This window comes from Flavobacterium sp. IMCC34518, assembly GCF_027111095.2.
GTDB lineage: Bacteria > Bacteroidota > Bacteroidia > Flavobacteriales > Flavobacteriaceae > Flavobacterium > Flavobacterium praedii.
The window spans coordinates 877,607-890,074 of sequence record NZ_CP114284.2 but is presented as its reverse complement, the minus strand read 5'-3'; the positions used below and the strand labels follow the sequence as shown (position 1 = coordinate 890,074).

The window sequence follows — 12,468 nt, the reverse complement described above, 5'->3', positions numbered from 1 at the left end:
TTCTAAGCAAAATAAAACACATGACTAACTCATTTATAAATCCGATATTATCCAAAGAAACGCTTGAAAGCCATATTATTCGGAGTGAAATTTTTAAGGCAGTTTCTAATACAGTTCCGTTTTTTTATGGAAAAATTTTAGATTCGGGTTGTGGCAGTATGCCCTATAAAGAATTTATTTTAAAGAATGATAAGGTTAGAGATTATATTGGTTTAGATATAGATTCGGGGCTTAACTATGAGGATGTAATAGCGGATGTTTTGTGGGATGGTTCTGCGATGCCATTTGAGAATAATACTTTTGATATTGTAATTTCTACAGAAGTTTTGGAGCATGTGCCAAATCCTGATGCTTATTTATTGGAAGTGAAAAGGGTTTTAAAGCCAGGTGGTATGTTTTTTTTTACAGTGCCTTTTTTAATGTCTTTACATGAAGTGCCGAATGATTATTATAGGTATACTCCATTTGCTTTAGAAATGATTTTTAAAAGAAATGGTTTTACTGATGTTGAAATAAAGCCTATGGGAGGTTACAATGCAGCCATTGCACAAATGTTGGGTTTGTGGGTGAATATGTATTTGTGGGGTAAGAAAAAGAAATTAATGCGAGTAATTGCAAAACCCATCATTAATTTTTTGTATAAAAAAGATAAGGCGCCGTTAAATTTTAAAAAATCAACTATGATAGTAGGCCTATCTGGAACAGTTATAAAACCAATATTATAAAATGAAAATCCTTTTTGTTTCGATGCCATCTGTTCATGTCATTCGCTGGATAGAAAATCTAAAAGACACTTCCTATGAACTGTATTGGTTTGATGTTTTGGGAAGAGGCAGACTAGAAACTTTAGATTCGGTTCATCAATTTACTGATTGGAAAAGAAGAAAAATAGCAATTATAAAAGGAGAATATTTTTTAAGAAAAAAAGTTCCGTTTATTTATGAAAAAATTATTTCATTTCTTGAAGTAACCGCAAATGAAGCTTTAGAAAAAATAATTTTAGAAATTCAGCCCGATATAATTCACAGCTTTGAAATGCAAGGATGTTCCTATCCCGTTTTAAAAACAATAAATAGATATCCTGCAATAAAATGGCTGTATTCCTGTTGGGGAAATGATATTTTTTATTACCAGCCATTTCCGGAACATTCAAAAAAAATAAGACAGGTTTTACAGCGGGTTAATTACTTGCATACGGACTGTCAGCGTGATTATATATTGGCACAACAATTAGGTTTTGCTGGAAAACATATAGGGGTTATTCCTGGGGGTACGGGGTATCAATTGCAGGAATTAGAATCTTATAAATTACCAATAACGGAACGAAAAATAATTCTAGTAAAAGGGTACGAACACCATTTGGGTAGGGGATTGAATATTGTTAAGGCTTTGCAAGCTATACAAAATGAAATAGATGATTATGAAGTGGTGGTTTTTGGAGCACATCCTAAAGTAATTGATTACATAGAATCCAATCAGCTTGATTTTACAGTGTATGACAGGCATGGGCTTTCACATCAAGAATTGATGGAGGTAATGGGGAAATCATTGCTGTATATTGGTAATAGTATTTCTGATGGGATGCCGAATACGCTTTTGGAGGCGATAGTTATGGGGGCTTTCCCTATCCAGTCTAATCCTGGACGAGTGACGGAAGAGATTATTAAAGATGGGGAAAATGGCTTTTTAATTAACAATCCGGAAAGTATATTTGAGATTCAGTGGCATATCGTAGAGGCATTGAAAGATACTGCCCGATTAATAAATGCCCAAAATATAAATGCTGCTATTGCTAGAAGACAATTAGATTATTATTCAAACCAGAATAAAGTGGTGAAATTATATGAAAGATTAAGATAGATGCTCGCCATAATAATCCCATACTACAAACTTACTTTCTTTGAAGCTGCATTGCAATCGTTGGCTAGTCAAACCAATCAACAATTTAAGGTTTATATTGGAGATGATGCGAGTCCAGAGAATCCATTACTGTTATTGGAAAAGTTCAGGGGAAAATTTGATTTTACCTATCATCGATTTGAAGAAAATTTAGGAGGGATTTCACTTCCTGAACAATGGAAGCGCTGTATCGCCTTGTCAAGTAATGAGGAATGGATTATGATTTTGGGAGATGATGATGTATTGAGTGCTAAAGTTGTAGAATCTTTTTATGATAATTTGCCAGAAATACAAACAGAAAGAATAAATACTGTGCGGTTTGCTACACAAATTATTGATGAAAACGGTACAGAAATAACGGAGGTTTTCCATCATCCGATTAGAGAAAAAACAACAGAATTTTTGATAAAGAAATTCTCCAAAGAGACTAGGAGTTCTTTGAGCGAATATATTTTTAATAAAAAGGTTTTAGTTGAAAAATCATTCCGAAATTTTCCTTTAGCTTGGCATTCTGATGATATGGCTTTTCTAGAATTTTCTAATTTTGGCAATTGTTATTCTATCAAAGATAGCATTATGTTTGTAAGGACTTCAGCTATTAATATTACTGGAGATACGTCCTTTAATAATTTAAAAAATAAAGCTACATTTGAATTTTGCGCCATACTGTTTGATGAATATTCGAATATGTTTTCAAACGAACAAAAAAGAGTGATTCTCAAAAAGTTGGAAATGGCTTTTTTTAACATCCCATCAATAGCGAATTACCGAATTTTATTTTTTTATTATTGGAATCAATTAGGAACGAAAGCGACGGTTGGTTTTCAAATTCACATGCTGCGAATTGTAATTATTCTGGCATTGAAAAAAGTAAAATTATTTGATTTTGTGCAATCAATTCATTCAAAAATATATCAGAAATGAATAATTTCTTTCTAGTCATTCCTACTCGGGATCGTTTGGAACATCTGTCCAATTTGTTATTGGATTTGAATGCTTTTTCAAGTCGTATTTCACAAGTTATCATTGTCGATCAAAGTCAAATCTCAATAAAAAAAGAAATCGAAGAGTTGTCATTGCTGTATCCTTATGTATTGGTTGAAAACGAGAGGATTAATTCTGTAAATAACTCTAGAAATAAGGCATTAGCATTTTACAAAGAGGAAGAATGGCTGTTTTTTTTGGATGATGATTTGAGAATTTCCAGTATTGCTTTTGAGCAAATCATCAAAAGGTTGGAACCTAATATTATTGATGTGCTTATTCCGGGAATTCAGTTTGAAAGAATGAAAGATACTGAATTTGTATATCATACTGTTTTGGATACGATTGCTAAACCTCATAATTTTTCGAAAGGCAGATTTCGCCTCCAAGTGTGTTCTGGTATGAATATTGTCAAAAAATCAGTTTTTAAGGAAGCGGGATTTTATTTCGATGAGCATTTTACAATTTGGGGAGATGATTGGGACTATGGGATGCGGTTGTTGAAAGCTGGTGCTAATATTTATTATCAGCCAGAAATATTAGTTGAACATTTGCATGCTCCTTCGGGCGGTCAGAGGGATAAAGGAAAATCATTGAATTTAGCTTTAGAAAAACAAAAATTGTATTTTTATTTCTATAGGAAGCATTTTTCCAAAACTGTATTAAAACAACAATTGTATTTGGGAATCATAGAAGGGGTTAAAATTCTGTTGCGTTCAGGAAATAGCAGCTATCTAAAGAATGTGATAAGAGGATATAGAATGTCAAATTTAAAAGAGAAGTAATAATGCGAATAGGCTTCAATCCCCAAAAAGATAAAGAACAGGAACCTAGTGGTTTTTTTCATCAGGTGGTCATTCCTGTGTATATACCTAGTCAGGATGGGTATTTTAAGGATGGTTTTGATATTTTAAAACTTTGTTTAAATTCTCTTTTTAAAACCTGTCACGATAAAACGTATTTTACAGTTGTAAATAATGGGAGCTGTGATGCAGTAAAGATTTATTTGGATGAACTTTTCAACATGAAGAATGTTCATGAAGTTATTCATACTAGCAACATAGGAAAATTAAATGCTGTTTTAAAAGGGCTTGCGGGTAATCAATTTACGTTAATAACTATTACAGATGCAGATGTACTTTTTTTAAACAATTGGCAAGAAGAAGCATATGCAGTTTTTGAAGCTTTCCCCAAAGCAGGTTCGGTTTCACCTTGTCCTAACTCAAAAGCACTTAAATATTATACTGCCAATATTTTGCTTGAAAAAGTGGTTTCAGAATCATTGAGATTTAGTAATGTAAAGAATCCTAAGGCAATGCAGTCTTTTGCTGATAGTATTGGTAATTTCAAGCTTTTTAATATTTATAATCTGAAAAAATATTTGACAGTTACAAATAATGGTATTGAAGCTGTCGTTGGAGGGGGGCATTTTGTAATGACTTATCGCTCTGCAATTTTTCATAAATTATCACAATTATATTCAAATTTCAAGTTAGGAGGCGAAAGTGAGAGGGAATTTTTGGATAAGCCCGTTTCTTTTAAAGGCTATTGGCGTTTATCAACGGCCGATAATTATGCCTATCACATGGGGAATACTCTTGAAGATTGGATGCCAAAACAAGTGGAAAACTTGAAAGAAAATAATTTTGTGCATGATAAAGCACCTCAATTAGCAAAAGTCAAATCGTATACTATTGTTAATTGGTTTAGAATCAAAGTTTTTTCCAAGATATTATTCAGAAAATCCATCTGGAGATTATTTCTAAGGTACAAAGGATTGACAAAAGAAGAAGCTACCGCGTATTAGCATTGAGGTAAATATTTTCGTTAAAATCATGTAATTTTCAAATTACTTGATTTAGGTTAAAATTTAATACGAGTTTCTGATTTTTAATTAAATATATGTTGATGAAAAACATAGTTATAATTCCTGCCCGTGGCGGATCGAAGCGCATCCCAGAAAAGAACATTCAATTGTTTGGGGGATTGCCTTTATTGGTGCATTCCATTCAATATGCTTTGGCTAATAGTACTATTATAGATGATATTTATGTTTCTACAGATGATTCTACCATCAAAAGAGTAGCTTTGGCTAATGGAGCTAAAGTTATTGATAGGCCAGAAGCGCTCTCGGGTGATTTGGAGCCTACAATTACTGCAGTGAAACATGTTTTAGAATCTATTGAATCTGATGTTGAAAATGTGATTTTACTACAACCGACAAATCCTCTTCGACCACAAAATTTGTTAAAGGAAGCTTTTGATATTTATAAAAAAGGGAAATACGACAGTCTTTTTACCGTTACCAGAAACCATCAAAAATTCGGAAAAATAACTGAAAATAAATTTCAACCCTTTAATTATACTATTGGGCAACGCAGTCAGGATCTGGAACCTTTGTTTTTCGAAAATGGACTGTTATATATATCTAAAGCATCTTTGATTTTGCCTCCCGACTGTACTCTAGCCGATAGCAAAATTATTTCTGAAAACGCTTTTCCATTCGAAGTAAATCATATTTTTGCCAATATAGACATTGATACGCCAGAGGACTTGGAATATTCGGAGTATTTACTTAAGAAACACACTCTCTTCCGATAGGAGTTGGTAGTGAAAAAAAACGAATTAAACTTTAGATAAAATGGTAGCAGAATCGTATTCCCTTCTTGAGAGGGGCTAATGGTGATTTTTTTCAAAGTAAATTGAACTTCAAAGCAAAAAATAAAAAATGAATCCATTTATAGAAATAGCCGGTAGAAAAATCGGTCCCGATTATCCTCCTTTAGTTATTGCCGAAATTGGTATCAATCACGAAGGGTCATTAGAAGTAGCCAAAGAAATGGTTGATGCGGCCCAACGAGCAGGAGCTGAGGTAGTAAAACATCAAACTCATATTGTGGAAGATGAAATGTCTGGAGCTGCCAAAAAAGTTATTCCAGGAAATGCAGATGTTTCCATATATGAAATCATGGAGCGCTGTTCGTTGAATGAAGCAGATGAATTGGAATTGAAAATGTACGTGGAGCGTAAAGGGATGATTTTTATTTCTACCCCCTTTTCCCGTGCCGCTGCGGAACGATTGAAAAAGTTTGATATTCCCGCTTATAAAATTGGATCTGGCGAATGCAATAACTATCCATTATTGGAGCATATCGCCTCCTTTGGTAAGCCCGTTATTTTGAGTACCGGAATGAATACCATAGAAAGTATCCGAAAAGCGGTTGCTATTTTTGACCGTCATGAAGTGCCGGTGGCTTTGTTGCATACGACTAATTTATATCCAACCCCAATACATTTGGTTCGGTTTGGGGCGATGATGGAAATGCACCATGCTTTCCCCGATAAAGTATTTGGATTGAGTGACCATACGTTGAATAACAATGCCTGTTTGGGAGCAGTGGCTTTGGGCGCCAGTATTTTGGAACGTCATTTTACGGATCACATGCAACGCACAGGTCCGGATATTGTATGTAGTATGGATGAGCGAGCCACAAATGAGTTAATTGTAAATTCTAATGAGATTTGGCAAATGCGCGGGGGAGTCAAGGAACCTGCAAAAGAAGAACAAGTAACTATTGATTTTGCTTTTGCCACAGTTTGTGCTATCGCTGATATAAAAAAAGGAGAAGTATTTACCAAAGAAAATATTTGGGTGAAACGTCCTGGAACAGGGAAAATACTAGCGGAGCATTTTGATGCTATTTTGGGTAAAAAAGCAACTCGAGAAATTGATAATGATGTTCAGTTGACTTGGGAAGATATTGAATAATTCATGTCTAGTTAACCCTTTCAGAGTTCAAAACTCTGAAAGGGTTGGTTGATTATAAAAAAAATAAATGAAAAAAATCGTATTTCTAACGGGTACTCGTGCCGATTTTGGTAAAATAAAATCATTGATTTCAATTCTGGAACAACAACCCGAATTTGAAGTTTTTGTGGCGGTAACGGGTATGCATTTACAGGAAGAATATGGTTATACTTTGTTGGAAATTCAGCGTTGTGGGTATAAAAATATACACACTTTTCAGAATCACACTCATGAGACCACTATGGATTTGACCTTGGCCAAAACCATCGAAGGACTTTCTAGTTATGTAAAAACGGTGAAGCCAGATTTAATTCTCGTGCATGGGGATCGTGTAGAGACTTTGGCAGGAGCCATAGTTGGGTCTTTGAATAATATTTTGGTAGCGCATATTGAAGGTGGCGAAGTATCGGGAACGGTTGATGAATTGATTCGGCATAGTGTGAGTAAACTGAGTCATATCCATTTTGTTTCAAACTCGGAAGCAGCCAAAAGGCTGAAACAAATGGGAGAAATCGCAGCATCTATTTTTACAATTGGTTCACCAGATATAGATGTAATGTTTTCAGATCAACTTCCTGACTTAAAGGTTGCAAAGAAATATTATCAAATTGATTTTGATTTGTTTGGAATTGTAATGTTTCATCCTGTTACCACTGAAATAAAGGAAATGGAACAGTATGCAACTCATTTTGTCAATGCTTTATTGGCGGACAGACATAATTATATTGTTGTTTTTCCCAATAATGATTTAGGAAGCAAAACGATCTTGGCAGCTTATGAGCGATTAAAAGGCAATTCGAGATTCCGAATTTTTCCTTCCCTGAGATTCGAATATTTTTTAACATTATTAAAAAACAGTCAATTCATTTTAGGGAACAGTAGTGCCGGAATTCGCGAAGCACCTTATTACGGAATTCCGATTATCAATATTGGCACTCGGCAACAAAACAGAGCCGTTCATGCGGATATTATTAATGTCGATTATAATGAAAGGAATATTTCTGAAGCCTTAAGAATAATCGATTCCCATAAAGTAATACAATCAGATGATGATTTTGGGCAAGGCAATAGTGCCGAACTATTTCTAGAATCCCTCCAAAAAGAGGCCTTTTGGCAAATGAATCATCAAAAACAATTTAGAGATCGATAATTTTTTCAACCCTTTCAGAGTTTTGAACTCTGAAAGGGTTGAGTTTTGAACTCCGAAAGGGTTAGGAAGATAGGGTTGAAATAAAGCAGAAAAATTTAAAAGTAGTTTATGCAAAACGAAAAATACAAAAAAGAGCCTTTAGTTCCAGGGAATTATTACCACATTTATAATCGGGGTAATAATGGAATTGATATTTTTTTTGAAAATAGCAACTATGAATATTTTTTAAAGCTATATCATCAGTATGTACATCCTTTTGCCGAGACTTTTGCTTGGTGCTTAATGAAAAATCATTTTCATTTTTTGGTGTATATTCGGGATGAAAATGAAGTTTTGCTTGATTCACTGGAATATTCAACCGTAGAAAAGCCAAAAGTTTTAGATGCTTCAAAACAATTCGGACATTTGTTTAATGCCTATACACAAGCCATCAATAAACGATATTCTAGGACAGGAAGCTTATTCGAAAAACCCTTTGAACGAAAGAAAGTGAGTTCCGAAAAGTATTTGCAAAATTTAATTTACTACATTCATAATAATCCTGTTCATCACGGTTTTACTAAAACAGCCAATGAGTATCCTTGGTCTTCTTATGAGAGTATTCTTTCAGAGATGCCGACTAAACTAAGAAGAGAGGATGTTATTAGGATTTATGGATCTAAAGAAAATTTTATTGTCTACCATAATGAAGAACAAGATTTGAAAAATATTTTCGATATAAGTATTGATAAACGATAATAAGTACCCTTTTGGAGTTTCAACCCTTTCAGAGTTCAAAACTCTGAAAGGGTTCTGAAAGGGTTAGGGAAAAAAACATAAATAAAATTAAAATTGACACCAAATAATAAAATAGTCATTCTTTTACCTGACGGAATTGGTCTTCGCAATTTTGCGTATTCCGATTTTCAGGCTATTGGAGTACAAGAAAATTTCGAAGTAGTTTTTTGGAACAATACTCCTTTTGATTTAACCCAATTGGGTTTTAAAGAGATTAAAATTCAAAACTCCAAATCACACCCACTTACGGAGACCTATAAAAATGCCCGTAAACAAATTGAATTAAACCTTAATATTAGGAGAACAAAAGATTCTGTTTACAATACGTATCGATTCCCTTTTTCGTATGCCACCACTCTAAAAGCACTAAAAAGTGGAGTAACGCAATTTTTGTCAATTACCCATTCTTCGACTTTTGGATTAAAACGCATTCGACATAAAATTAAGCAAGAGGAACGCAAAACCTTGTATTACCATCAATGTTTGGAAACTTTGCAAAAGGAACAGCCAGCGATGGTTTTTTGTACCAATCAGCGACCAATGACGGCAATTGCACCATTGTTGGCTGCACAAGAATTAGGTATTCCTACGGCAACCTTCATTTTTTCCTGGGATAATTTGCCCAAGGCGACTATGGTTGTAGAAACTGATTATTATTTTGTTTGGAGTGATTTAATGAAAAAAGAATTACTGTTTTATTATCCATATATAAAAGAAGAACAAATTTTTGTTACTGGGACTCCACAATTTGAATCTCATTTTGACACGAATAAGTTGCTCTCAAAAGAAGTTTTTTTTGAGCAGAACGATTTAGATTTGAATAAAAAATACATTTGTTATTCGGGTGACGATGTAACGACTTGTCCGGATGATCCGAAATATCTCGAAGATGTTGCAAAGGCTATTCGTGAATTAAACCAAAAAGGGCATTCATTGGGTATTGTTTTTCGACGCTGTCCTGTTGATTTTTCAAATCGATATGATGAGGTTTTAGAAAACTATAAAGATGTAATCACGCCAATTGCTCCACTTTGGAAAAAAATAGGTGATGGTTGGAATACTGTTTTACCTACTCAAGCTGATATTGATATACAAATGAATACCATAGCACATACTGAGTTAGTGGTTAATTTAGGTTCTTCGATGGTCTTTGACTATGTAGCTCATAATAAGTCTTGTGCTTTTATTAATTACGATGTTGCTACTAAAAAAATATCGGATTGGTCGGTAAAAAAGATATACAATTACGTTCACTTTCGCTCTATGCCCAATAAAGATACTGTTTTATGGATAGACAGTCCAGAAGCGATTGCTGGAATAATAGAAAAAGCAATTGCATCAAATTCTTTGGTTATAGAAAACGCGCAAAAATGGTTCGAAATTATCAATCAACATCCTCCACAAGAAGCTTCGAAACGTATTTGGGAAGGAATTAAAACCATCATTTCTAAAGAATAATCCTTTTCTTTGCATCTAAATTAGAATACAATTTTTTACAATCAATTATGTTTTTCAATTCCCTGGCTTTTGCCATTTTTTTGCCCATAGTGTTTTTCTTGTATTGGTTTGTTTTTAATAAAACGAAGAATACCCAAAATGCACTCCTTATCGTCGCCAGTTATTATTTTTATTCCTGTTGGGATTGGCGGTTTTTGTTTCTGTTGGTTTTCTCTACATTTCTAGATTATTATACTGGGATTCAAATTGAGAAAAGTACCAAAGATAAAGGGCGTAAATTTTGGTTTTGGTTGAGTATTGGTGTCAATTTGGGATTCTTAGGAATTTTTAAATATTATAACTTTTTCTCCGCTTCGTTTGCACAAATGCTGACCTCAGTAGGATTCAAAGCGAGTCCTATTTTACTGGATGTCATCTTACCGGTTGGGATTTCATTTTATACGTTTCACGGATTATCCTACGTGATCGATATTTATTACAAACGCATCAAAGCCGAATATAATTTTGTCGATTACTCTTTGTTTGTGAGTTATTTTCCGCTTTTGGTGGCGGGTCCTATTGAAAGAGCCACTCATTTATTACCTCAGGTTAAAGTTAAAAGAGAATTTAATTTGGCTCAAGCCAAAGAAGGAATCTGTCAAATCATTTGGGGATTGGTCAAAAAAGTGGTTATTGCCGATACTTGTGCTACGTATGCTAATGCTATTTTTGATAATTACACCTCTATGAATTCATTGTCGTTGATTTTGGGAGGGGTTTATTTTGCGTTCCAAATTTATGGTGATTTTTCAGGATATTCGGACATGGCCTTGGGAATGTCAAAATTGTTTGGGTTGGATTTATTGCGAAATTTTAATTACCCTTATTTTTCAAGGGATATAGCTGAGTTTTGGCGTCGTTGGCACATTTCACTATCCTCTTGGTTTCGGGATTATCTCTACATACCGCTAGGCGGAAGCAAAGGGTCGAAAGCTATGCAAGTCCGCAATGTCTTCATCATATTTGTAGTGAGTGGTTTTTGGCATGGTGCCAATTGGACCTATCTGGCTTGGGGATTCATCAATGCGGTTTATTTTTTGCCTCTTTTACTATTGAATAGAAATCGAAGTAATGTTGATGAAATTCAATTGAAATGGAATTGGGATTCGGTTAGAACAGTAGTAAGTATTGTCACTACCTTTATTTTGAGTACTATCGCTTGGGTGTTTTTTAGAGCCAAAACCATAACTGATGCCTGTTTGTATCTGAAACGAATAGTAATAAACAGAGAGTTTACTAGTCAGTATCTTGTAAATGAGCGTTACAACTATGAATTAGTATTGATGGTCGGTTTGTTTGTTCTAGTCGAATGGAACAATAGAACCAAAGTCGAGCCTCTATCAGGGAAATACAATACGGTAAAGTTGGTTTTGGCGATAGCTGCCATTCTCGCTTTTGGAACCTATTCGGATTACAAAGAATTTATATATTTTCAATTCTAATGCAAAAGTTTTTACTATTCACTTTAAAAATACTTATCTTGACAATAGCTGTGGCCGTTGTTTTAGATTTTGTATACACCGCTATTTACCTTCAGTCGAGTAATCGCGGTAAAATAGATCATGTTTACAACTCCAAAAATGAAAATTTTGATGTTGTTATTTTAGGATCTTCCAGAGCTAACAACCATTTTGTTGCCCAAATGTTTGAAGACAAAGGATTAAAAACCTTTAATTATGGGATGAGCGGAGGTCATTTGTTTGAAGCAGATTTGTTATTGAAATTAATGGTAGAGCGACATTATAAAATTAAAAACGTAATCCTAGAAGCCGATTTGAATTTGTCTAATGAACATAGAGATTTTGGTATTTCAAGTAAATTTTTGCCCTATTTACATCAATCGGAATTGATTAAAGAACATTTTTTTAATGAATTAGATTTTAAAGAGTTGTATTATATTCCTTTTTATCGATATATAAAATTTGATGAACGTATTGGTTTTCGGGAATTTCACGAAGTTGCTTTAAAAAAACCTACGAACACTTTGGATAATAAAGGATATTACCCTTTGGGCAAGAAACCAAATGCCAATATGAAAAACAATATTGCCAATTTGAAGCCTTTGAAACATAATAAATACTACGATCAAATCAAGCAAATTTGTAAAGAAAACAATATCAATTTCATAGCAGTAATGACGCCAATGTGTGAAAATGTTAAGGGAATTAATTATTTTGATAAAGTGCAACAACTCTATCCTGAAATTCATAATTATGAGGATGTTGTTATCGGGGATCAATACTTTTCGTCTTGCGGACATATGAATGATACTGGTGCGAGAATGTTTACAGCCCGAATTTTAAAAGACTTTTTTTAATTGCTCGATAATTTTATAGAATTATTTAATTTTTAC

Annotated in this window: 12 protein-coding genes; all 12 read left to right on the top strand. The window is 33.8% G+C overall.

All coding sequences use genetic code 11. The features are described from left to right. Positions 1-20: 20 nt before the first annotated feature. On the top strand, positions 21-725 hold the full coding sequence (locus OZP06_RS03900) for a methyltransferase domain-containing protein (protein ID WP_281324259.1): 705 nt from the start codon (positions 21-23) through the stop codon (positions 723-725). A gap of 1 nt (position 726) precedes the next feature. Then, positions 727-1,860, top strand: a complete 1,134-nt coding sequence (locus OZP06_RS03895; protein ID WP_281324258.1) for a glycosyltransferase — start codon at positions 727-729, stop codon at positions 1,858-1,860. Further along, complete coding sequence (locus tag OZP06_RS03890) at positions 1,861-2,823, top strand: glycosyltransferase family 2 protein (RefSeq protein WP_281324257.1); 963 nt, start codon at positions 1,861-1,863, stop codon at positions 2,821-2,823. Next, positions 2,820-3,668 (top strand): glycosyltransferase, encoded by an 849-nt coding sequence (locus OZP06_RS03885; protein ID WP_269223755.1) that lies wholly within the window; start codon positions 2,820-2,822, stop codon positions 3,666-3,668. The genes OZP06_RS03890 and OZP06_RS03885 overlap by 4 nt, the downstream gene beginning before the upstream one ends. Before the next feature lie 2 nt (positions 3,669-3,670). Further along, positions 3,671-4,690, top strand: a complete 1,020-nt coding sequence (locus OZP06_RS03880; RefSeq protein ID WP_281324256.1) for a glycosyltransferase family 2 protein — start codon at positions 3,671-3,673, stop codon at positions 4,688-4,690. Between the two features lie 101 nt (positions 4,691-4,791). After that, entirely contained in the window at positions 4,792-5,484 is a 693-nt protein-coding gene (locus tag OZP06_RS03875; RefSeq protein ID WP_269223752.1) for an acylneuraminate cytidylyltransferase family protein, read from the top strand. 127 nt (positions 5,485-5,611) lie between these two features. Then, positions 5,612-6,652, top strand: coding sequence for an N-acetylneuraminate synthase family protein (locus OZP06_RS03870; RefSeq protein WP_281324255.1), 1,041 nt, complete (start codon positions 5,612-5,614; stop codon positions 6,650-6,652). Between the two features lie 67 nt (positions 6,653-6,719). Then, positions 6,720-7,841 (top strand): UDP-N-acetylglucosamine 2-epimerase, encoded by a 1,122-nt coding sequence (neuC, locus tag OZP06_RS03865; RefSeq protein WP_269223751.1) that lies wholly within the window; start codon positions 6,720-6,722, stop codon positions 7,839-7,841. 108 nt (positions 7,842-7,949) lie between these two features. Next, positions 7,950-8,579, top strand: a complete 630-nt coding sequence (locus tag OZP06_RS03860; protein WP_281324254.1) for a hypothetical protein — start codon at positions 7,950-7,952, stop codon at positions 8,577-8,579. A 93-nt stretch (positions 8,580-8,672) separates the two neighbouring features. After that, positions 8,673-10,076 carry a UDP-glycosyltransferase gene (locus OZP06_RS03855; protein ID WP_348651439.1) on the top strand — a complete coding sequence of 468 codons (1,404 nt, stop codon included), beginning with the start codon at positions 8,673-8,675 and terminating at the stop codon, positions 10,074-10,076. Positions 10,077-10,123: 47 nt separating this feature from the next. Next, entirely contained in the window at positions 10,124-11,557 is a 1,434-nt protein-coding gene (locus tag OZP06_RS03850) for an MBOAT family O-acyltransferase (RefSeq protein WP_269223749.1), read from the top strand. After that, positions 11,557-12,432, top strand: coding sequence for a hypothetical protein (locus OZP06_RS03845; RefSeq protein ID WP_269223748.1), 876 nt, complete (start codon positions 11,557-11,559; stop codon positions 12,430-12,432). Before OZP06_RS03850 ends, OZP06_RS03845 begins: the two co-directional genes overlap by 1 nt. Positions 12,433-12,468: the final 36 nt, after the last annotated feature.

Coding starts and splice junctions, on each gene's coding strand:
- OZP06_RS03845 (WP_269223748.1), top strand. CDS start 11,557: ATGCAAAAGTTTTTACTATTCACTTTAAAAATACTTATCTTGACAATA.
- OZP06_RS03850 (WP_269223749.1), top strand. CDS start 10,124: ATGTTTTTCAATTCCCTGGCTTTTGCCATTTTTTTGCCCATAGTGTTT.
- OZP06_RS03870 (WP_281324255.1), top strand. CDS start 5,612: ATGAATCCATTTATAGAAATAGCCGGTAGAAAAATCGGTCCCGATTAT.
- OZP06_RS03875 (WP_269223752.1), top strand. CDS start 4,792: ATGAAAAACATAGTTATAATTCCTGCCCGTGGCGGATCGAAGCGCATC.
- OZP06_RS03880 (WP_281324256.1), top strand. CDS start 3,671: ATGCGAATAGGCTTCAATCCCCAAAAAGATAAAGAACAGGAACCTAGT.
- neuC (WP_269223751.1), top strand. CDS start 6,720: ATGAAAAAAATCGTATTTCTAACGGGTACTCGTGCCGATTTTGGTAAA.
- OZP06_RS03900 (WP_281324259.1), top strand. CDS start 21: ATGACTAACTCATTTATAAATCCGATATTATCCAAAGAAACGCTTGAA.
- OZP06_RS03885 (WP_269223755.1), top strand. CDS start 2,820: ATGAATAATTTCTTTCTAGTCATTCCTACTCGGGATCGTTTGGAACAT.
- OZP06_RS03860 (WP_281324254.1), top strand. CDS start 7,950: ATGCAAAACGAAAAATACAAAAAAGAGCCTTTAGTTCCAGGGAATTAT.
- OZP06_RS03895 (WP_281324258.1), top strand. CDS start 727: ATGAAAATCCTTTTTGTTTCGATGCCATCTGTTCATGTCATTCGCTGG.
- OZP06_RS03890 (WP_281324257.1), top strand. CDS start 1,861: ATGCTCGCCATAATAATCCCATACTACAAACTTACTTTCTTTGAAGCT.